This is a genomic window from Cohnella sp. OV330 (assembly GCF_900112065.1).
Lineage (GTDB): Bacteria > Bacillota > Bacilli > Paenibacillales > Paenibacillaceae > Cohnella.
This window is the reverse complement of the sequence record NZ_FOKE01000012.1, coordinates 263001-282919: the sequence shown is the minus strand read 5'-3', so window position 1 is coordinate 282919 and position 19919 is coordinate 263001. Positions and strand designations below refer to the sequence as shown.

Sequence of the window (19919 nt, the reverse complement as noted above, 5' to 3'; positions counted from 1 at the left end):
TGGGGATAACAGGCTTATCTCCCCCAAGAGTCCACATCGACGGGGAGGTTTGGCACCTCGATGTCGGCTCATCGCATCCTGGGGCTGAAGTAGGTCCCAAGGGTTGGGCTGTTCGCCCATTAAAGCGGTACGCGAGCTGGGTTCAGAACGTCGTGAGACAGTTCGGTCCCTATCTGTCGCGGGCGTAGGAAATTTGAGAGGGGCTGTCCTTAGTACGAGAGGACCGGGATGGACGCACCGCTGGTGTACCAGTTGTTCCGCCAGGAGCATCGCTGGGTAGCCAAGTGCGGGAGGGATAAGCGCTGAAAGCATCTAAGCGCGAAGCCCGCCTCAAGATGAGATTTCCCAGTTTGTAAGACCCCTTGGAGAACACGAGGTTGATAGGCTCGGGGTGTAAGCTCAGTAATGGGTGTAGCTGACGAGTACTAATCGGTCGAGGGCTTATCCTACGGTTTGCTTCCGAGCAGACCACGGCAAGCCGCACAGGCAAGAGAATTTCTAGCGCAAATTCGTTTCGCATCCGGTTTTCAGGGCGCAAGCTCTGTAAGCTGCGTACTGGACAAGCTCCGGTCGCAAAATGGCGTGGCGGCGTAGCTCAGCTGGCTAGAGCGTTCGGTTCATACCCGAAAGGTCGGGGGTTCGATCCCCTCTGCCGCTACCAAACCATTTATCCCATGGAGGCTTAGCTCAGCCGGGAGAGCATCTGCCTTACAAGCAGAGGGTCGGGGGTTCGATCCCCTCAGCCTCCACCATCGATTTTAACCACATGGAGCTGTGGTGTAGAGGCCTAACATGCCTGCCTGTCACGCAGGAGACCGCGGGTTCGAATCCCGTCAGCTCCGCCATTTTAAATGGCAATCTTTACGGCTCGGTAGCTCAGTCGGTAGAGCAGAGGACTGAAAATCCTCGTGTCGGCGGTTCGATTCCGTCCCGAGCCACCATTTATTTCCGGTATATGCAAGCCATCAGGTGTGCAAGCTACCGGGGATCGGGTTCATAACGTGGAGGCTTAGCGAAGTGGCCAAACGCGACAGACTGTAAATCTGTTCCCTCTGGGTTCGGTGGTTCGACTCCATCAGCCTCCACCAGTTTACCCGAGCCATTAGCTCAGTTGGTAGAGCACCTGACTTTTAATCAGGGTGTCGAAGGTTCGAGTCCTTCATGGCTCACCATTTTTTCAATCGAAGCAGACGCGATGACGTCTGTTTTTTTGCATTTCAGGGCCATTTCCGAATTCCTCAGAATGAACAGGCCGCCGAATAGGGAACGTTAAGCGCATCCCGATACCTCGGAGGCCTCCAGCATGAGATACCCGTACGCGTTCGCTTTTGCCTTTTTGTGCGTCATGATTCTTGTCCCCTTCGTTCGAATGTTGGCATTGAAGATCGGGTTCGTCGACCGACCGAACGGCCGTAAAATACATAAAGCGCCGATTCCCTTGAGCGGAGGCGTTGCGATCTATGCCGGGGCGGTGCTTACCTGCGCGATATTTGTCCAACATGCCGCTTTATTCAGGGCGATCGCGACGGGCGGAGCGCTACTGGTGGCGATCGGGCTGGTCGACGACGCCTTCAAATCCAAAGGCAAAGATTTTCCCGTATGGCCGCGCCTGATCCTCTATACGCTCGTGTCGTATATCCCCTGCGCTTTCGGTATCTCGATTCAAGGCGTTTCGTCTCCTTCTTTCTCATCGATGATTTTGTTCAGCGACGGCTGGAGTATTTTGTTCACGATGCTCTGGGTATTCGCGCTAATCAATATGATGAATTTTATCGACGGCGTGGATGGGCTGGCCTCGGGAATATCGGTGATCTCGGCATTAACGTTGTTCGTCGCTTCGCTCGTCGGCCATCAAGAGACGACGGCGCTCGCTGCGCTGGCAATCGCGGGTTCCTGCCTCGCCTTTCTCGCTTATAATTTTCATCCGGCCCGGATCTTCATGGGGGACGCAGGTGCGACCTTTTTGGGCTATATGCTGTCAGTCATCGCCATGGACGGCACATTAAAAGGCGCGACCTTCCTGTCGCTTCTCGTGCCGCTCCTCGCGTTGGGCGTACCGATCCTCGATACGACGATTGTCTTCGCGAGGCGTCTCATCAAGGGGAAGGGCCTTCATCATGCGGATAATCTCCATACGCATCACAGCTTGATGAAGTGGGGACTGTCCCAGGTCCAGACCGTTTCGTTTTTATATCTGATCGCAGCCGTGTTCGCCCTCCTGTCTGTCGTCGTGCTGCTCTTGCTGCGTTCCGGGTGACCAGTCCCGCCAGCTTAGCCCCGCCCCAAGCCAATGTGGTACAATGTGGCTAACGCCAGGCAAACAAGGGGCTCGCAGGATGAACAATACGAGGCTTCAACAGTTGCAGCAGTTAATGAACGGCTCTGTCGAGATCGATACCATGTCCAAAACGGAGTGGGTAAAAGCGGGAGGCGCCAAGCTTCCCGAGTCCGGGGATCAGTTGGAGCTGGATCAAGGGTACACGCTCGTAACGAAGGTAGATAACCACCATGTGCAGGTTCTTCGGACGCAAGCGGAGTTGACCTTGCTGGAAAAGGAACTGCTAAGCTGGCTGGCTAAGCAGGGATCGATGTCGAAGTCGGGCAGCGTCAGCGCTTCGGAAATGGAGCGTCAAGCCCGCAAGCTGGGCGAGTGGCTGCAGCAGTCGATCGACGCAGGCGAGTGGCGTTCGGAAATTCCAGAGCGGTTCGAGCTGCACCATCGGCTTTTCGACGGGATGATTCCCTTTCTGCTGATGAGCGAACAAGCCGAAAATCGCGAGCCTTCTTATGTGGAATTGGAGAAAGTCCTCCGCTCTTATCTATCGGACGATATGCTGCTCATCCCTCTTAGGGAGAGGGAGTGGCTTATTCTGGGCACGGACCGGCTGCTCGCGGAGGTCGAGACCAACGAAGGCGATATGATCGAACGCGGCGAGACGAAGGAAGCGCTCGTCTCCTTGGCGACAGGACTGCATCAGATGATTACCGAGGAGTGGGGCGGCGACTGCCATGTCGCGGTCGGAGAGCCGATCATCCCCACGGAGAGCCTGGTTTACGCCGTGGCGACGCTGCGGGAGACGATCAACCTGGGACGCAAGTTTCATGTGGGCATGCATGTGCATATGCCGTGGCTCGTACACCTGGAGCGTCTGCTCAGCGGCATTCCCGAACCCGTGCGGTCGAGATTTATGGACGAGATGTCCGGCCGCCAGGATCTATTCACGGACCCGGAGACGGTATCGACGCTCGACGCCTTTTTTGCGATGGACTGCAACGTGAGCGAAACCGCGAAACGCCTTTTCATCCACCGCAATACGCTCCTCTACAGACTGGATAAGCTCAAGCAGGAAGCGGGCTTGGACGTACGCTCCTTTAACGATGCCATATTGGTGCGTTTGCTGATGCTATTGTACAAAGTTACGAAAAGGAAATGAATTTTTTGTACGGATTGTGCATAGTCAGTCGTCACGGTCTAAGGTAAGATAAGAACGTACCTTAAACGAAGCGTTAGGGGGAACTTTCCAATGGCAGGCGTACGTTTAGAGCATGTATACAAAAAATATCCGGGTTCCGACAAGGCATCGGTAACCGACTTTAATCTCGACATTGCAGACAAAGAATTCCTCGTGCTGGTCGGCCCGTCCGGCTGCGGAAAATCGACGACGCTGCGTATGATCGCAGGCCTCGAAGAAATCTCCGAAGGCAAGCTGTACATCGGCGATCGCGTCGTGAACGACGTTGCACCGAAGGACCGCGATATCGCGATGGTATTCCAGTCCTACGCGCTGTACCCGCACATGAACGTATATCAGAACATGGCATTCGGCCTTAAGCTCCGCAAGTTCCGCAAGGACGAGATCGACCGTCGCGTTCGCGAAGCCGCTCGCACGCTCGAGATCGAGCACTTGCTCGACCGCAAGCCGAAGGCGCTCTCCGGCGGTCAACGCCAACGTGTGGCCCTGGGCCGCGCAATCGTCCGCGAACCGCAAGTGTTCCTGATGGACGAACCGCTGTCGAACCTTGACGCCAAGCTGCGTACGCAGATGCGGGCTAACATCTCCAAGCTGATGAAGCGTCTTGAGACGACTTGCATCTACGTAACCCATGACCAAACGGAAGCCATGACGATGGGCGACCGCATCGTGGTCATGAAGGACGGTTTCATTCAACAAGCAGCTACGCCGGATGAGCTTTACAACCACCCGGTCAACCTGTTCGTAGCGGGCTTCATCGGCGCTCCGGCGATGAACTTCATCACCGGCCAACTATCGGAAGAAGGCGGCGCCGTGCGCTTCAAGGCAACGGGCATCAACGTCGTTATTCCGGCTGGCAAAGCACAACTGCTTCGCGACAAGGGCTATATCGGCCGCGAGATGATCGTAGGCATTCGTCCTGAAGATCTGCACGAAGAGCCTGTCTTCATCGAAGCGTCTCCGAACTCCGTCATCAGCGCAAGCATCGAAGTTTCCGAGAACCTCGGTCACGAGATGTTCCTGTACCTGAACGGTCTTGGCAAGGACAACGTCATCGCTCGCGTCGACGGCCGTTCCCAGCTGCAGGAAGGCCAGAACATCAAGCTGGCGATCGATATGAACAAGATTCATATCTTCGACAAGGACACCGAGCTCAACATCCTTGAAGCTTAATTATCGGCTATCATAGATGATCATTAAAAGAAGCCTGGCTTCCCAACCCTACAGGGTTAGGCAGCCAGGCTTTTTTTGTCGTTCGTTAGATTCCTGCGCCGTCTGCGAACTGAAACTCCTCGCCGGACTCGAATTGGCTGAGCACCTTCAGACGAAGTGTCTGGAAATCCGGACTTGCCTTTTTCCGCGGATGGGAGAGCTCGACGGGAACGATCGCGCTAATCTCGCCGGGTCTGGGCTTTAAAATAACAACGCGATCTGCAAGGAAGATCGCTTCGTCGATGTCGTGGGTGACGAAGATCATCGTCGTCTTATTGTTGCGCCAGACTTCGAGCAATACCTCCTGCATATGCGCCCGCGTAAAGGCGTCCAGCGCGCCAAAGGGCTCGTCGAGCAGCAAAATCTGAGGCTGCCGGAGCAGGGCGCGCGCAATGGAAACCCGCTGCGCCATTCCTCCGGAGAGCTCGCGCGGATAAGCTTTCTCGAAGCCTTTAAGCCGAACCAGCTGGATTAACTCGTCGACTTTCCGGCGTACGTCTTTATCATTTAGAGACAAATCGGAAGCGATGTTCTTCTCCACGGTCAGCCACGGAAACAGACGATGCTCCTGAAAAATAAAGCCTTTGTCGATGCCGGGTTTGACGATCGGCGCGCCGTTCAGGCGGACATGTCCCGAGTACTGCGTATCGAGACCCGCGACAATCCGGAGCAAGGTGCTTTTGCCGCATCCGCTAGGGCCGATAACCGTAATGAACTCTCCTTCGCGCACGTCCAGGTCGACATTTCTAAGTGCCGTCACGGTGCCCTTGGCGCCTACGAATTGCTTGCTAAGATTGGCAATTTCCAGCGAGACATTCCCCATGATTCGCGCCTCCCCTTAGAAGAGTGAATATAGCATACAAAAACACTAAGAATAATAAGTTAACCGTAACACCGGGGTACTTGCCCTGTCAATGAACCCATCGATAGATAATTCCTATTTTACAGCTAGGAATTAAAGTGTTTATAATCTGGTCAATAAAGGCAAATTGAATTTCCAGTTGAATAGGCAAGGAGGGAGCGTTGATGAACAGTCGTATAGCGGATTCGCGAGCGGCGGGAGCGCCAGGGCGGTGGGTGCAAGTTGGCCTTGGTCTTCTGCTGCCGGTGACCGTCATCGCTGTATGGCAAGTGCTTGCCGAGTGGGGCTACCTGTCGGAACTGATGTTTCCCGCGCCGACGGTCATTGCCGGTTCGTTCGCCGATCTGGCGGCATCCGGCGATTTGTGGACGAACTTCCGCATCAGCGCGGTTCGGGCGATATCGGGATTTCTGCTGGGAGGGGGAATGGGGCTGGCGTTCGGCGTCCTCGTCGGTCTATTCCGCCAATCGGAAAAGCTGCTGGATCCGACCATTCAGATGATTCGAATGATTCCGAGCCTCGCCGTCGTGCCGCTGTTTATTCTCTGGTTTGGCATCGGAGAAGAGTCGAAGGTGCTGTTGATCGCCAAAGCGGCCTTTTTCCCGCTTTATATCAATTCGTTCATCGGTATCCGGCATGTGGACAACAAGCTGTTCGAAGTCAGCCGCGTCCTGGGGTTCAACCGGTTCAAACAGATCGTTCGCCTGGTGATCCCCGCGGCGATCCCGAATATTCTGCTCGGCGTCAGGCTGTCGCTTGGATTGGCTTGGCTGGGTCTGGTCGTCGCCGAACTGATCGCCTCTACATCGGGCATCGGCTACATGATATCGGACGCGCGCCAGTTCGCGGACACGCCGGTCGTATTCGTCGGCATCTTCGTATTCGCGGTCGCGGGGCTCGTATCGGACACGGCCGTAAGGCTGCTGGAGCGCAGAATCGTGCGCTGGAAAGACACCTACAGCGGATAAGGGAGGGATGAGAGATGAGCGAGCGAGTCGAAGCGTGGATCGCGCCCGCAGGTAAGGCAAGGGAGAAGCGGGCACGGAGCGCAGCCGTGAAAATACGCGCGGCGCTGGCGGATATCGCAACCGGGTGGCTCGTGCCGGTCGCCGCGATCGCCGTCTGGCAGCTGGCAGGCACCCTGGGGTGGATCTCTTCGGAATTTCTGCCGACGCCGGCCGCGATCGCGACGGCATTCGCGGACTTGGCCGCGAACGGCGGATTGCTCCATCACATGGGAGACAGCATACGCCGGGCGGCGATCGGATTCGCGTTCGGCGGCGGACTGGGACTGGCGCTCGGCCTATTGACGGGGTTGTTCCGGCGGGCCGAGTATCTCCTCGATCCTAGCGCCCAGATGCTGCGCCTTGTGCCGCATCTGGCGATCGCGCCGCTGATCATCTTGTGGTTCGGGTTCGGAGAGATCTCAAAAGTGGTCATCATCGCCGCGGGTTCGTTCTTTCCGCTGTACGTCAACACCTTCCTGGGCATTCGCCAGGTGGACAACAAGCTGTTCGAGGTGTCGAGGACGCTCAGCTTCAGCCGATTTAAACGCATCTCAAGGCTGATCCTCCCGGCGGCGTCTCCGCAAATCTTGCTCGGATTGCGGACCTCGCTCGCCGTCTCCTGGATCGGGCTGGTGGTGGCGGAGCTGATCGGCTCGACCTCGGGGATCGGCTTCCTGATCAACGAGGCCAAGCAGAACGGCCAGCCGGAAGTCATTTTCGTCGGCATCCTGATCTTCGCGATCGTGGGCAAGCTGCTGGATTCGGCCGTCAAAGCGATCGAACGCCGGACGCTGAGTTGGCAGGACGGTTATAAGGGATAAAAATCAAACATTCCTGAAGGAGGAATAAACATGACGAACGCAACGGCAAGAGCTTCGGTCGAGCGGATCACGGACGTACTGGTGATTGGCGGAGGACCTGCTGGAACCTGGGCGGCCATATCGGCAGCTTCGAAGGGCGCGAAGGTGACGCTGGTCGACAAGGGATACTGCGGCTCCAGCGGCGCCACCGCGCCATCGGGGACCGGCGTCTGGTACGTCGAGCCCAACCGGGAGAAGCGCGAAGAAGCCAAGGCCAGCCGCTACGCGATGGGCGGACAGCTGGCGGAGCACCGCTGGATGGACCGCGTGCTCGATCGCACGTACGAGAATATGAATAAGCTGGGCAATCTCGGCTATCCGTTTCCCGTCGACGAAAACGGCAATCCGTACAAACGCGGGCTGCAAGGACCGGAATACATGCGGCTCATGAGAAAGCTCGTCCAACGCGCGGGCGTCAAGATTTTGGATCACAGCCCCGTGTTGGAACTGCTCGCGGACGAGCACGGCGTAGGCGGAGCGGCCGGCGTGAATACGCAAACCGGCGAAACATGGGAAATCCGGGCGGGCGCCGTGGTGGTGGCCACCGGCGGGTGCGCATTCCTGAGCCGCGCGCTAGGATGCAACGTGCTCACGGGCGACGGCTACCTGTTTGCCGCCGAGGCGGGAGCCGACCTGTCCGGGATGGAGTTTTCGAACGCCTACGCGATCTGCCCGACGTTTTCCTCGGTCACGAAGACCGCGTACTACAGCTACGCCAGCTTCTATTATGAGGATGGGACGGTCGTCGAGGGCGCTGGCTCGAAAAAGGGGCGTTCGGTCATCGCGCGCAATCTGCTGGAGGGCAAGCAAGTATACGCGAAACTCGACCAGGCGCCGGAAGACCTGAAGCCGATGCTGCGCGTCGCGCAGACGAACTTCTTCCTGCCGTTCGACCGCAGGGGCATCGATCCGTTCAAGGACCTGTTTCCGGTCACGCTTCGGCTGGAGGGCACGGTGCGCGGCACCGGCGGCATTCGCATCGTCGACGATACGTGCGCCACGAGCGCGCCCGGCCTGTACGCAGCCGGCGATGCGGCGACGCGCGAGCTGATCTGCGGCGGCTTCACCGGCGGCGGCAGCCATAACGCGGCTTGGGCGATGTCCTCGGGCTCGTTTGCCGGCGAAGGTGCTGCCGCCTATGCGCTGAAGCTTGGAGAGGCCACGGGATCGCGCAATCTGAAAGGCCTGTCCTCGCAAACGTTAAGAGATCGCCAGGAAGCGGGTGCGACCGCGCGTTCGGAAGAATACGTGCGCGCCGTGCAGGACGAAGTGAAGCCGTACGACCGCAATTTGTTCCGCACGGAGAAGGGGCTCGGCGATTCGCTCGTCAGGCTCGACGATCTGTGGCAGCGCCAGCGCGAAGCGGGAGTCGGCCGGACCGCAGAAGGCGTGAAGGCACGCGAAGCGGCCGCGATGACGGCGACAGCCCGGTGGATGTACCATTCCGCGCTGGCCCGCACGGAGACGCGCGGCATGCACAAGCGCGAGGATTTCCCGACGGGCGACGCCGGCCAGCATCATCGCCTCATCAGCGGCGGACTTGATCAAATCTGGGTTAAAAAGGAAGAAGTGGCGAAGGAGCGTGTGTCGGTATGATCGAGATCGTAAGCGAATCCCGCTGCGTGTCGTGCAATCAATGCGTCTCCGTCTGCCCGACGAACGTGTTCGACCGCGGCGAAGACGGCATCCCCGTCATCGCGAGGCAAGACGACTGTCAGACCTGCTTCATGTGCGAACTGTACTGCCCGGTTGACGCGCTCTACGTATCGCCGGATTCGGAGGGCGTCATGGGCGTCACCGAAGAGGATCTCGAACGTCAGGGCCTGCTGGGCGGCTATCGGGAGAAAGTAGGCTGGGGCAAGGGACGCGTCCCGGTCGCGAAGCATCAATTCATGTACCAATTGTCTAGGAGAGCCGGATTCTAGGGAGGAGCATTTTGAGATGAAAAAGAGACGAAGATGGATCAAGGGGGTCAGTCGGAGCCGATGGTCGATCGCGCTGCTGACGGCGATCGTGGCGCTTATGCTGGCGCTGCAAGGCTGCGGGAACAAGAATGAAGAAGGGGGCGCTTCTTCGGCGTCTGCGTCGTCTTCGGCACCGACCGCACCTGCTTCGACTGCAGCTGCATCCCCTGCAGCTTCATCGTCGCAGGCGGCCTCGACCGCTAGCGCCGAACCGGAGCGTCATGTGCCGGAGGTCGTCAATTACGGCTACATCGGCCTGAACGATCAAAACCAAGCGACTGGCGCGGAAGGGTGGGGCTTTTACAAAGGCATCATTCAAGAGGAGTTGAAGAAATACGGCGTCAAGGAAGTGAAGCTGGCCGGCTTCCCTAACGGACCGGACCAGACGGAATCTCTGATCAGCGGGCGTCTCGACTTCGGCAGCCTCGGCGACACGCCGGCGATCATCGCGCGGGCGGGGGGCGCCAAGACGCGTCTCATCACGCAGCCGGGCACACGTACGATCGGCTATCTTATCGCCAAGAAGGACGGCCCCAAGACGCTGCAGGATCTGAAGGGCAAGACGATCGCCATACAGAAGGGCTCCTTCATGCACCGTTACGTCGTCGGACTGCTCAAGGATGCGGGCGTCACCGACTACAAGCTCGTGCACATGCTGATTCCCGATGCCCAAGCCGCGCTGGCGAACGGCAGCGTGGACGCGATGACCAATACGGGCGTAAACGCGCTGGCGTCGCTTGCGAACGGCTATCCGCAGCTGGACATCTCGTCGGATCATCCCGAACTGCTCGGCACGAGCGCGACGGTGGTCTCGGAGGCATTCCTGGAGAAGTTCCCGGATTTCCCGAAAGTATGGAACGCCGCGCGCGAGAAGGCGCTGGCCGACTTGAAGCAGCATCCGGACGAGTACTACGAATATATCGCGGGCATCCAGAAGACGACGGTCGAGAACGTCAAGAAGCTGAGCCCGATCGAGGATATCAAGGACACGGCGTTCACGGATGACGGACTCGCGCTGCTCGAGGGGACGAAGAACTTCCTGGTCGAGGAGAAAATCGCGAAAAAGGACTTCGCCATCGACGATTGGGTGTGGAAGGCCGAATAAACGAAACCGAGCCAGCCTCTCTTCGAGAGCGCTGGCTTTTACGCATGGCTGGGCTTGCCGTCAGGCGCATCCCGTGCCTCGGATTGCCCGCAAAGACGCGGTTTACATTGATTTCCGCGCTTATTTTCGATACGATGAGGAAGATGAACAGAGCGTTGAAGGGAGCTGTACGATGGCTAAAAAAGTAAAGGTATCCGAGCTCGTGCAGCAATTTCAACTCGAGGTCGTCGCCGGCTCGGAAGGCATGCGGCGTACGATCGTGACGGACGACTTGAACCGGCCGGGCTTGGAGATGGCCGGTTATTACGATTATTACCCGGCGGAGCGGACGCAGATTTTGGGCAAGACGGAGCTGGCTTTTCTCGAAAAGCTGACGTCCGACGAACGCCTGGAGCGGATGCGGCAGATCTGCGCCGAGGATACGCCGTGCATTATCGTCACGCGCGGACTCGAAGTGCCCGACGAGCTGATTCAAGTGGCGGAGGAACGCCACTTTCCGGTGCTTCGTTCGACCACCGCGACCACGACGCTGCTGAGCCGCATTACTAACTTCCTGGAAAAGAAGCTGGCGCCTACGACGACGATCCACGGCGTGCTCGTGGATGTCTACGGCATGGGCATGCTCATCACCGGCGGCAGCGGCATCGGCAAGAGCGAGACGGCGCTGGAACTGGTCAAACGCGGCCATCGTCTCGTCGCCGACGATGCGGTGGAGATCCGGCAGACGGCGGATAACTATCTGTACGGAAGCGCGCCGGAGCTGATCCAGCACCTGCTGGAGATCCGGGGACTCGGGATTCTGAACGTCATGACGCTGTTCGGAGCGGGCGCCGTGCGGAACTCCAAGCAGATCGGGCTTGTCATCAAGCTTGAAAACTGGCAGCAAGACAAGCAATACGACCGGCTTGGACTGGACGAGGAGACGACGCGGATCATCGATACGGACGTGCCGCTCGTGACGGTCCCCGTTCGCCCCGGCCGCAACCTGGCGGTCATCCTGGAAGTGGCGGCCATGAACTTCCGCCTCAAGCGGATGGGCTACAACGCCGCGCTGCAGTTCACGAACAAGCTCACCGAAGCGATCGCCGACGAAGACAACGAATAAACCGCGCTCGCGGCCTCTCGGTCGATCGCGTTAGAGACGGAGGATACTCATGTTGCTGCCCATGCGGCTCGAATCGATTGCGTTTCATCTCGGCCCGATTCCCGTACACTGGTACGGGCTCATCCTCGGCACCGGAGCCCTCGTCGGGCTGCTGCTCGCCATCTGGGAGGGCAAGCGCTTCGGCTTGTCGGCCGACTTTTTCCTGGACCTGATGCTGTACGGCGTGCCTTCGGCCATCATCGGCGCCAGATTGTACTACGTCCTGTTCAAATGGGATTATTATAGCAAGCACCCGGGCGAGATCGTGCAGATCTGGAACGGGGGCATCGCCATTTACGGCGCGTTGATCGGCGCATTCGTCTGCGGGTTTTTCTACTTCCGCAGCAAAGGCTATACGTTCATGCGAATCGTCGACATTTGCGTGCCGTCGCTGCTGGCCGGGCAGATGATCGGTCGCTGGGGCAACTTCGTCAACCAAGAAGCCTACGGCGGAGAAGTTACGGGTACATATCTGAGCAACGAACTCCACCTGCCGGCCTTCATCGTCAGGCAGATGTACGTCGTGGATGCGAGCGGAGCGGGCGCGTATCATCACCCGACCTTCCTGTACGAGTCGCTGTGGAGCCTGGTCGGCCTCGTCATTTTGTTCATTTTGCGCCGCCAGAAGTTCATGCGCGTCGGCGAGATGTTTTTCTCCTATTTAATTTGGTATTCGATCGGCCGCTTTTTCATCGAGGCGCTGCGCACGGACAGCCTGGCCTTCAAGGGTCCGGATTGGCTCGCTTCGCTGATCAACGGTCTGTGGACGCCGATGAAGTGGATGTTCGGAGAACAGGGCGCGCTGGATCCCGCGTACGGCAACGTTCGCAGCTCGCAGCTGCTCGCGCTGCTCCTCGTCATCGCGAGCATCGTGGCCATTATCGTGCGCCGGGCGATGAATCCGGACAGAACGCGGTATTTGGACCCGCTGGAGAGAAGCGAGTCGGCCGTAACGACCTCGGCCGACGCGTCCGTCGCCGAAGCGCCGGCGGCTGCCGTTCGGCCGATCGAAGAGACCGCGCCGGATGCGGATCCGGCGGATACGCAAGAAGAGAGGAAGCCTGCAAATGAGTCACCATCAGACAGAAGGCAAGACCGGGACCCGGATTGAAGCGGTGCTGTTCGATCTCGACGGCACGATCGTCGACACGAACGAACTGATCATCCAATCCTTTCTATATTGTCTTCAAGGGATCGTCCCGCCTGAGTTCGGACGCGATCAGATCATCCCGATCATGGGGCAGACGCTGCTCTCTCAGCTGCAACAGTTCTCGGGGCGCGAGCAGGTCGACGATCTAATCGTAGGATACCGTGCCTACAATCTCAAGCATCACGACGACATGGTGTCGCTTTTCCCGGGCGTGCTGGAGGTCGTGCCGCAGTTGAAGCAGGGCGGGCTCAAGCTGGGCATCGTCACGACGAAGATGCGGCTGACGACGGAGCGGGCGCTTAAGCTGCTGGGATTGTACGAATATATGGATACGATCGTGACGCTGGACGACGTCGAGCATGCCAAGCCGCATCCTGAGCCGGTCCAAAAGGCGCTTCGGGCGCTGGGCGTCGAGCCGGAACGGGCGATCATGGTCGGCGACAGCACGGTCGATATCGGTTCGGCGCTGGCCGCCGGCGCGTACGCCGTCGGCGTCTCCTGGTCGCTCAAGGGCGAAGCCCCGCTGCGGGAGGCGGGCGCGCACCGGATCATTCACGATATGCGCGAGCTGCTGCCGCTTAGCGGGTTGGAGGGATAAGCCTTGCGGAAAGTCGAACGGTACCCGGTCGAAGGCCCCAACGCTTTATGGCAGGTGTATCGTACGGTATCCAGGCTGAAAGCGGTCAAGAATTTCGTCTTTATCCAGATCGCGCGATATTGTCCGGAGCTCTCGGTGAAAAATTGGATCTATCGCCGCGTGCTGGGCATGAAAGTAGGCAAGGAGACGTCGTTCGCGCTGATGGTCATGGTGGACGTCTTCTTCCCCGAACGAATCACGATCGGAGACAACTGCATCGTGGGCTACAATTCCACGCTGCTGACGCACGAATATCTCATTAAAGAATACAGGCTCGGCGATATCGTCATCGGCTCGCATGTCATGATCGGAGCCAACGTGACGATCCTGCCCGGCGTGACGATCGGGGACCATGCCGTCGTCGCGGCCGGATCGGTCGTGCACCGGGACGTGCCCGCTCACGCCAGAGTCGGCGGCAATCCGCTGCGCGAGCTCGGGAGAGGCGACGATTCTTCGGCGGAGAGGCAAGGCTGAATGCCAGCGTGAGCGGAAATGATGGAATTAAGCATCGCGTCGGAAAATGAACCGATGCAGCGCGCGGCGCAGGTCAGGTCGGACGAGCCAGGATTGACGAGAACCGGGGTTGGCGAGCAGGCCGGCCGTCGGTTCTTTTTGCTGTCGCTTGCGGGGAGCATGCCGAATCCGTCCTAACTTGACGCTCGCGGACGTTCGTGATAAAGTGAACATTAATCTTTACTTTGGCAGTATGGTAACATGGTATCGCTTTAACGCATTGAAGTAAAAAGCGACTTCGGTCGCCTCATTATAGCGAGGTGTTTTCCTTGTCCAAACCCAAAGGCTTCGAGAAGCCGATCGGCGTCAAGGACTATCTGCCCCATGCGGTCGCGAAGCTGCGGCGTATCGAGCATGAGGTGTTGGCGTGCATGCGAGGCTGGGGCTACGAGCAGATCCTGACCCCTACGATCGAATATTACGATACGGTAGGCGTGGCGAGCGCGACCTCGGATCAGAAGCTGTTCAAGCTGCTCAATCAGCGGGGAACGACCATCGTGCTCCGCTCCGACGTCACGGCGCCGATCGCGCGCGTCGCCTCGTCGTTGCTCAAGGACCATCCGTTTCCGCTGCGGCTCAGCTACCATGCGAACGTCTTCCGCGCCTTCGAGGAGGAGGCCGGACGCGAAGCGGAGTTTTTCCAGACCGGCGTCGAATTGATCGGCGATCCTTCGCCGGAGGCCGACGCGGAGGTGATCGCGCTCGCGATCGCTTCATTGAAGGCGGCGGGCGTGCCATCGTTCAAGATCGCGGTCGGCCACGTCGGCTTTTTGAACGGCCTGTTCGGCGACACGCTGCCAGGACGCACGGAAGCGCAGGAGAGGCTGAAGGAATGCCTGCTGCAGCGCGATTACGTCGGCTACCGGACGGCGCTTGCGGAGCTGCGGCTTGAAGATTCGGTGCATCGCGAGCTTGAAGGCTTGCTGCGGCTGCGCGGCGGCCAGGAAATTTGCGAGCGGGCATTGGAGCTCCGCGTGAGCGACGGCGCACGCGATGCGATCCGCCATCTGTGCGAGATGTGGGACGTGCTGGGCGCATACGGCGTGCAGGACCATGTCCTGATCGATCTGACGATGATCGGCGACATTTCCTATTATACGGGCATGACGTTCGAGGGCTATGCGTCGCAGCTCGGATTCCCGGTGTGCAGCGGCGGACGTTACGACAACCTGCTGGCGCAGTTCGGCAGGCCGGCGCCCGCGACGGGCTTCGCGCTCAAGACCACGCGCATGCTCGAGGTCGCCGAAGTCGGACAGGAAGAGCCGACGCGCGCGCTGATCCGCTATACGCCGGGACGCAGGCGCGAAGCGCTGGAGAAGGCGGCGGGCTTGCGGGCTGAGGGGCTTGCGGTCGTGACCGAAGGCATCGCGCAAACAGGCGACGATCGGAGCGCGGCCGGCGGACCGGGAGCGGGCAATTCTCTCGCTTCAGCGCTGGAGAAGGCGGGACGGTACGAATACAAAGGTACAATTTACGATAAAGTGTTCACGTTCGACGAGAAGGGAGGGGATCCGCAATGACGGACGGCGGCGCGGTATTGAAGGTCGCGATGCCCAAAGGGCGCATCTACAAGCAGGCGAGCAAGCTGTTCCGGCAGGCGGGACTCCCGATTCCGGAGGACTTCGACGATTCGCGCCGGCTCATCATCCCGGTGCCGGAAGCCAATATGGAATTCATTATGGCAAAGCCGGTTGACGTGCCGACCTACGTTGAGTACGGCGTCGCGGACATCGGCATCGTCGGCAAGGACGTGCTGATGGAAGAGAACAAGGACGTCTACGAGCTGCTCGATCTGGGCATCGCCAGATGCCGGATGTCGGTCATCGGGCTGCCGAGCTGGGAGCCGGTCATTCATCCGCGCGTGGCGACGAAGTATCCGCGGGTGGCCTCCCAATATTTTCGCGAGCGCGGTCAGCAGGTAGAGGTCATCAAGCTGAACGGCTCGATCGAGCTGGCGCCGCTCATCGGCCTAGCCGATCGGATCGTGGACATGGTCGAAACGGGCAAGACGCTCGAGGAGAACGGACTGGTCGAGATGGAGACGCTGTTCCAGGTGACGAGCCGGCTGATCGCGAACCGCGTCAGCTACCGGCTGCAAAACGCGGCCATCCAGTCGCTGTGCGACAGACTGTCCGACACGCTGGCGGCGGCTAAGGCTTAAGCTGCGGGCTGCGGCTTTGGCTTCGGCTCGCGAAGGAAGCAAGGTGGGAAATAAGCTTTGGACAGGGGGAGAAGGCATGTACAAAGGACCTGTGAGCGGCTTTAAGCTGGAACGGGAGAGCGAATACGGCTCGCCGGAGCAAAACGCGGCGGTAGCCGAGATCGTATCGGCGGTCCGTTCCGAAGGAGATGCCGCGCTGCTGCGGTACACCGAAGCGTTCGACCGCGTACGGCTGGATGCGTCGCAATTGCGCGTGACGGAGGCGGAGATCCAGTCCGCGTACGAACGCGTCGAGCCTGAATTTCTGGAGGCGCTGCGCCGGGCGGCCGCGAACGTCACGGCGTTCCACGAAAAGCAAAAGCGCCAATCGTGGATCGACGTGCAGCCGGACGGCACGATGCTCGGGATGTCGCTGCGCCCGCTCGCTCGCGTAGGCTTGTACGTGCCCGGGGGCAAGGCGGCCTACCCGTCGTCGGTGCTTATGAACGTGCTGCCCGCCAAGGTCGCGGGCGTGCCGCAGATCGCAATGGTGACGCCGCCGGCGACCGGCGGGCGCGAAGGCATCGACCCGTACATTCTCGTCGCGGCCGCCGAGGCGGGCGTCACCGAGATGTACCGGATCGGAGGCGCGCAAGCCGTAGCCGCGCTGGCTTACGGCACGGAGAGCATCCCGGCCGTGGACAAGATCTGCGGCCCCGGCAATATCTTCGTGGCGCTGGCGAAGCGCGCCGTGTTCGGCGCCGTCGACATCGACAGCATCGCCGGGCCGAGCGAGATCGTCGTGCTGGCCGACGACAGCGCGGATGCGCGCTTCGTCGCCGCCGACATGCTGTCGCAGGCGGAGCACGACGAGATGGCGTCGGCGATGCTCGTGACGCCGTCGGAGCGGCTCGCGCGCGAGGTCGAGGTCGAGCTTGCGCGGCAGGTCGCCACGCTGCCGCGGCGGGAGATTGCCGAGCGGTCGCTCGAGCAATACGGCGCGATCCTGACGGTCGCCGATCTCGCGGAGGGCATCGACGTCGTGAACAAGCTGGCGCCGGAGCACCTGGAGATCATGACCGAGGATCCGCTCGAGCTGCTCGGTCGGATCGAGAACGCGGGCGCGATCTTCCTCGGCCCGTACAGCTCGGAGCCGGTCGGCGATTACTTCGCGGGACCGAACCACATTTTGCCCACGAACGGCACGGCCAGGTTCTCCTCGCCCCTGAACGTGGACGACTTCGTCAAGAAGTCGAGCCTGATCAGGTACAGCCGCGAGGCGCTGCGCCGGGACGCGGCGGGCATCGCAACGCTTGCGCGGCACGAAGGCTTGGAAGCACATGCGAGAGCGGTAGAAATTCGCTTCAAGGAAGGCGGAGATCAATAAATGGCACAGGACAACAACATCGCGGCCGGAGCTAGAAGCTCGGAGGTCGCGCGCAAGACGAACGAAACGGACATCAAGCTGGCGTTCGGCGTGGACGGCACTGGCGACGTGAATCTGGAGACTGACGTTCCTTTTCTTAACCATATGCTCGACCTGTTCGCCAAGCACGGCCAGTTCGACCTGAAGGTCGAGGCGCGCGGGGACGTCGACATCGACGATCACCACACGGTGGAAGACATCGGCATCTGCCTCGGGCAGACGCTGCGGGAAGCGCTCGGCGACAAGGCCGGCATTAAACGCTACGCCAGCGTATTCGTGCCGATGGACGAGGCGCTTGCGCAAGTCATCGTCGACGTGAGCAACCGCCCGCACTTCGAGTACCGCGCGGAGTATCCTTCGCAAACGGTGGGCAGCTTCAGCACGGAGCTCGTGCATGAGTTTCTGTGGAAGCTGGCGCTGGAGTCGCGCATCACGCTGCACGTCATCGTCCACTACGGCAAAAATACGCACCATATGATCGAGGCGGTGTTCAAGGCTTTGGGCCGCGCGCTGGACGAAGCGACGCAGATCGATCCGCGCGTGAAGGGCGTGCCCTCGACGAAGGGAGTGCTGTAAAATGATCGCGATCGTCGACTACGGCATGGGCAACCTGCACAGCGTGAGCAAAGCGGTCGAGCGTCTCGGGCGGGAAGCGTTGGTGACGTCTTCGCGGGAGGAGATCCTCGCGGCGGACGGCGTCATCCTGCCTGGCGTCGGCGCCTTCGGCGACGCGATGCGCAATCTGCGGGAGACCGGGCTGGACGCGGTCGTCCGCGAGTCGGCGGCCGCGGGACAGCCGCTGCTGGGCATTTGCCTCGGCATGCAGCTGCTGTTCGCGGAGAGCGAGGAGCACGGCACGCACGAGGGACTCGGCCTGCTGCCGGGCCGGGTCGTGAAGTTCCGCGGGGACTACAAGGTGCCGCATATGGGCTGGAACGAGCTGGACTTCGAGCAGCCGTCGCATCCGCTGTTCGAGGGGCTGGCGCCGGGACATGTGTACTTCGTGCATTCGTACCACGCGCTGCCTGAGCGGCGGGAAGACTTGCTGGCGACGACGGACTATCATCAGCCGGTGACGGCGATCGTCGGGCGGGACAACGTGAGCGGCATGCAGTTCCACCCGGAGAAAAGCGGCGATCTTGGCGTGGCGCTGTTGCGCAGGTTCGTGGAGATCGCGGAGGGCGCGAAGAACGCGAAGGATTAAGGGCGCTGCCGCTTGAGCGCGATGCTGTAAGCGTGATTTGCGCGGTTACGGCGACGTCGGTTGAGGCGATACGCGTTGTAAGCGAGAAAAGCGAGGCTGCAGCAGATCAAGCGTGCTGTAACCGCCAAGAGCGTGGTTGCAGCGATCGATTGGCGAAGGGACGTACGCTGTAACCGCAAAAATTAGCGCTACAGCGGCTCACCATGCGAAGATACGTGCTGCAGGAGCAAAAAGTGTGGGTACAGCGGCTGATTGCGAAGGGACGTACGCTTTAACCGCAAAAAATGACGCTACAGCGGCTCGCAATGCAAAGTTGTGTGCTGCAAGAGCAAAAAGTGCGGTTACAGCGATCGATTGCGAAGGTCTTATTTGTAGCGGGCTACATCCTCAAGGAATGTCAACAAGTTGGAGGTCATCCCTTTGTCCAATTTCATCATCTACCCGGCCATCGACATCCGCGGCGGCAAAGCCGTCCGTCTGGTTCAGGGCGACTATAACCGCGAGACGGTGTACAACGACGATCCGGTGTCCGCGGCCAAGGATTGGGAGGCGAAGGGCGGCGAATGGGTACATCTCGTCGATCTGGACGGCGCCAAGGCCGGCCATCCGGTCAATGACGAGCTGATCGGCCGAATCGCGCGCGCCGTGCAGGTGCCCGTGCAAGTGGGCGGCGGCCTCCGGACCGAGGCGGACGTGGAGCGGCTGCTGTCGCTCGGCGTTTCCCGCGTCATTCTGGGGACGGCGGCGATCGAGGATCGCGCCTTCGTATCCAAAGTGTTGGCGAAGTACGGCGGCAAAGTGGCGATCGGCATCGACGCCAGGGACGGCTTCGTGGCGACGCGCGGCTGGCTCGAGACGTCGCAGGTGCGCGCGGAGGATCTGGCGAAGGAACTGGCGGCCGAGGGCGCCGAGACGTTCATTTTCACCGATATTTCCCGCGACGGCATGATGGGCGGACCGAACGTCGAAGCGATCGTACGCCTGGCGCAAATATCGGGTCGCACGGTCATCGCGTCGGGCGGCGTCAGCAAGCCGGAGGATCTGGCGAACCTGTCGAAGCACGCGGCGGACGGCGTCGGCGGCGCGATCGTCGGCAAAGCGCTCTATACGGGCAGCATCTCGCTGTCCGAGGCGGTCGCTACTTACAAGTAAGCGGAAGCGACAGGGCCGCGCCGGACCGGCGACGGCCCATCCGCATCCGGGCCGGGCTGCAGCGCGGCTC

General features: G+C 60.1%; 19 protein-coding genes, 6 tRNA genes and 1 rRNA gene. 25 read left to right on the top strand and 1 reads right to left on the bottom strand.

Annotated features, from left to right (window positions below; all coding sequences use genetic code 11):
- The 10 genes from BM235_RS25775 to BM235_RS25730 form a co-directional block, all read left to right on the top strand.
- A 23S ribosomal RNA gene (locus BM235_RS25775) occupies nucleotides 1-449 on the top strand; the annotation flags it as partial.
- A gap of 135 nt (nucleotides 450-584) precedes the next feature.
- Nucleotides 585-661, top strand: a tRNA-Met gene (locus BM235_RS25770).
- A gap of 15 nt (nucleotides 662-676) precedes the next feature.
- Nucleotides 677-752, top strand: a tRNA-Val gene (locus BM235_RS25765).
- Between the two features lie 16 nt (nucleotides 753-768).
- Nucleotides 769-845: transfer RNA gene (locus BM235_RS25760), tRNA-Asp, on the top strand.
- 20 nt (nucleotides 846-865) lie between these two features.
- Nucleotides 866-941, top strand: a tRNA-Phe gene (locus tag BM235_RS25755).
- A gap of 62 nt (nucleotides 942-1003) precedes the next feature.
- A tRNA-Tyr gene (locus tag BM235_RS25750) sits at nucleotides 1004-1088 on the top strand.
- Nucleotides 1089-1096: 8 nt separating this feature from the next.
- A tRNA-Lys gene (locus BM235_RS25745) sits at nucleotides 1097-1172 on the top strand.
- Between the two features lie 131 nt (nucleotides 1173-1303).
- Entirely contained in the window at nucleotides 1304-2257 is a 954-nt protein-coding gene (locus BM235_RS25740; RefSeq protein ID WP_090117102.1) for an MraY family glycosyltransferase, read from the top strand.
- 79 nt (nucleotides 2258-2336) lie between these two features.
- On the top strand, nucleotides 2337-3434 hold the full coding sequence (locus BM235_RS25735; RefSeq protein WP_090117101.1) for a PucR family transcriptional regulator: 1098 nt from the start codon (nucleotides 2337-2339) through the stop codon (nucleotides 3432-3434).
- A 90-nt stretch (nucleotides 3435-3524) separates the two neighbouring features.
- Nucleotides 3525-4646 carry an ABC transporter ATP-binding protein gene (locus tag BM235_RS25730; RefSeq protein ID WP_090117100.1) on the top strand — a complete coding sequence of 374 codons (1122 nt, stop codon included), beginning with the start codon at nucleotides 3525-3527 and terminating at the stop codon, nucleotides 4644-4646.
- An 85-nt stretch (nucleotides 4647-4731) separates the two neighbouring features.
- Here BM235_RS25730 and BM235_RS25725 read toward each other — a convergent pair whose 3' ends face one another.
- The gene (locus BM235_RS25725; protein ID WP_090117099.1) at nucleotides 4732-5508 is read right to left on the bottom strand and encodes an ABC transporter ATP-binding protein; all 777 of its coding nucleotides are present in this window, start codon (nucleotides 5506-5508) and stop codon (nucleotides 4732-4734) included.
- A 203-nt stretch (nucleotides 5509-5711) separates the two neighbouring features.
- Between BM235_RS25725 and BM235_RS25720 the strand changes: the two genes are divergently transcribed.
- From BM235_RS25720 to hisA, 15 genes are all read left to right on the top strand, one after another.
- Nucleotides 5712-6515 carry an ABC transporter permease gene (locus BM235_RS25720; RefSeq protein WP_090117098.1) on the top strand — a complete coding sequence of 268 codons (804 nt, stop codon included), beginning with the start codon at nucleotides 5712-5714 and terminating at the stop codon, nucleotides 6513-6515.
- Between the two features lie 14 nt (nucleotides 6516-6529).
- Nucleotides 6530-7375: an ABC transporter permease gene (locus tag BM235_RS25715; protein WP_090117097.1), complete on the top strand. Its 846-nt coding sequence runs from the start codon at nucleotides 6530-6532 to the stop codon at nucleotides 7373-7375.
- Nucleotides 7376-7405: 30 nt separating this feature from the next.
- Complete coding sequence (locus BM235_RS25710) at nucleotides 7406-9010, top strand: FAD-dependent oxidoreductase (protein ID WP_090117096.1); 1605 nt, start codon at nucleotides 7406-7408, stop codon at nucleotides 9008-9010.
- Nucleotides 9007-9339: a 4Fe-4S dicluster domain-containing protein gene (locus tag BM235_RS25705; RefSeq protein WP_090117095.1), complete on the top strand. Its 333-nt coding sequence runs from the start codon at nucleotides 9007-9009 to the stop codon at nucleotides 9337-9339. The genes BM235_RS25710 and BM235_RS25705 overlap by 4 nt, the downstream gene beginning before the upstream one ends.
- 16 nt (nucleotides 9340-9355) lie before the next feature.
- A complete protein-coding gene (locus tag BM235_RS25700) occupies nucleotides 9356-10483 on the top strand; it encodes an ABC transporter substrate-binding protein (RefSeq protein ID WP_255374597.1) in 1128 nt (375 codons plus the stop codon).
- Nucleotides 10484-10655: 172 nt separating this feature from the next.
- Nucleotides 10656-11588: an HPr(Ser) kinase/phosphatase gene (gene hprK / locus BM235_RS25695; protein WP_090117094.1), complete on the top strand. Its 933-nt coding sequence runs from the start codon at nucleotides 10656-10658 to the stop codon at nucleotides 11586-11588.
- A gap of 49 nt (nucleotides 11589-11637) precedes the next feature.
- A complete protein-coding gene (gene lgt / locus BM235_RS25690) occupies nucleotides 11638-12738 on the top strand; it encodes a prolipoprotein diacylglyceryl transferase (RefSeq protein WP_090117093.1) in 1101 nt (366 codons plus the stop codon).
- Nucleotides 12695-13375: a pyrophosphatase PpaX gene (ppaX, locus tag BM235_RS25685; RefSeq protein WP_090117092.1), complete on the top strand. Its 681-nt coding sequence runs from the start codon at nucleotides 12695-12697 to the stop codon at nucleotides 13373-13375. Before lgt ends, ppaX begins: the two co-directional genes overlap by 44 nt.
- 3 nt (nucleotides 13376-13378) lie before the next feature.
- Nucleotides 13379-13888, top strand: coding sequence for an acyltransferase (locus BM235_RS25680; protein ID WP_090117091.1), 510 nt, complete (start codon nucleotides 13379-13381; stop codon nucleotides 13886-13888).
- Nucleotides 13889-14196: 308 nt separating this feature from the next.
- Entirely contained in the window at nucleotides 14197-15447 is a 1251-nt protein-coding gene (locus tag BM235_RS25675) for an ATP phosphoribosyltransferase regulatory subunit (protein WP_090117090.1), read from the top strand.
- Nucleotides 15444-16088, top strand: coding sequence for an ATP phosphoribosyltransferase (gene hisG / locus BM235_RS25670; protein ID WP_090117089.1), 645 nt, complete (start codon nucleotides 15444-15446; stop codon nucleotides 16086-16088). Before BM235_RS25675 ends, hisG begins: the two co-directional genes overlap by 4 nt.
- Before the next feature lie 76 nt (nucleotides 16089-16164).
- A complete protein-coding gene (gene hisD, locus BM235_RS25665) occupies nucleotides 16165-17454 on the top strand; it encodes a histidinol dehydrogenase (protein WP_110468996.1) in 1290 nt (429 codons plus the stop codon).
- Nucleotides 17455-18069, top strand: a complete 615-nt coding sequence (gene hisB, locus BM235_RS25660; RefSeq protein WP_090117088.1) for an imidazoleglycerol-phosphate dehydratase HisB — start codon at nucleotides 17455-17457, stop codon at nucleotides 18067-18069.
- 1 nt (nucleotide 18070) lies between these two features.
- A complete protein-coding gene (gene hisH, locus BM235_RS25655) occupies nucleotides 18071-18697 on the top strand; it encodes an imidazole glycerol phosphate synthase subunit HisH (RefSeq protein ID WP_090117087.1) in 627 nt (208 codons plus the stop codon).
- Between the two features lie 420 nt (nucleotides 18698-19117).
- Nucleotides 19118-19849, top strand: coding sequence for a 1-(5-phosphoribosyl)-5-[(5-phosphoribosylamino)methylideneamino]imidazole-4-carboxamide isomerase (gene hisA, locus BM235_RS25650; RefSeq protein ID WP_177244288.1), 732 nt, complete (start codon nucleotides 19118-19120; stop codon nucleotides 19847-19849).
- The last annotated feature ends 70 nt before the right edge of the window (nucleotides 19850-19919 follow it).

Excerpts from the sequence above, each read along its gene's own strand:
- BM235_RS25740 (WP_090117102.1), top strand. The coding sequence starts at position 1,304 with ATGAGATACCCGTACGCGTTCGCTTTTGCCTTTTTGTGCGTCATGATT.
- BM235_RS25735 (WP_090117101.1), top strand. The coding sequence starts at position 2,337 with ATGAACAATACGAGGCTTCAACAGTTGCAGCAGTTAATGAACGGCTCT.
- BM235_RS25730 (WP_090117100.1), top strand. The coding sequence starts at position 3,525 with ATGGCAGGCGTACGTTTAGAGCATGTATACAAAAAATATCCGGGTTCC.
- BM235_RS25725 (WP_090117099.1), bottom strand. The coding sequence starts at position 5,508 with ATGGGGAATGTCTCGCTGGAAATTGCCAATCTTAGCAAGCAATTCGTA.
- BM235_RS25720 (WP_090117098.1), top strand. The coding sequence starts at position 5,712 with ATGAACAGTCGTATAGCGGATTCGCGAGCGGCGGGAGCGCCAGGGCGG.
- BM235_RS25715 (WP_090117097.1), top strand. The coding sequence starts at position 6,530 with ATGAGCGAGCGAGTCGAAGCGTGGATCGCGCCCGCAGGTAAGGCAAGG.
- BM235_RS25710 (WP_090117096.1), top strand. The coding sequence starts at position 7,406 with ATGACGAACGCAACGGCAAGAGCTTCGGTCGAGCGGATCACGGACGTA.
- BM235_RS25705 (WP_090117095.1), top strand. The coding sequence starts at position 9,007 with ATGATCGAGATCGTAAGCGAATCCCGCTGCGTGTCGTGCAATCAATGC.
- BM235_RS25700 (WP_255374597.1), top strand. The coding sequence starts at position 9,356 with ATGAAAAAGAGACGAAGATGGATCAAGGGGGTCAGTCGGAGCCGATGG.
- hprK (WP_090117094.1), top strand. The coding sequence starts at position 10,656 with ATGGCTAAAAAAGTAAAGGTATCCGAGCTCGTGCAGCAATTTCAACTC.
- lgt (WP_090117093.1), top strand. The coding sequence starts at position 11,638 with ATGTTGCTGCCCATGCGGCTCGAATCGATTGCGTTTCATCTCGGCCCG.
- ppaX (WP_090117092.1), top strand. The coding sequence starts at position 12,695 with ATGAGTCACCATCAGACAGAAGGCAAGACCGGGACCCGGATTGAAGCG.
- hisG (WP_090117089.1), top strand. The coding sequence starts at position 15,444 with ATGACGGACGGCGGCGCGGTATTGAAGGTCGCGATGCCCAAAGGGCGC.
- hisD (WP_110468996.1), top strand. The coding sequence starts at position 16,165 with ATGTACAAAGGACCTGTGAGCGGCTTTAAGCTGGAACGGGAGAGCGAA.
- hisB (WP_090117088.1), top strand. The coding sequence starts at position 17,455 with ATGGCACAGGACAACAACATCGCGGCCGGAGCTAGAAGCTCGGAGGTC.
- hisH (WP_090117087.1), top strand. The coding sequence starts at position 18,071 with ATGATCGCGATCGTCGACTACGGCATGGGCAACCTGCACAGCGTGAGC.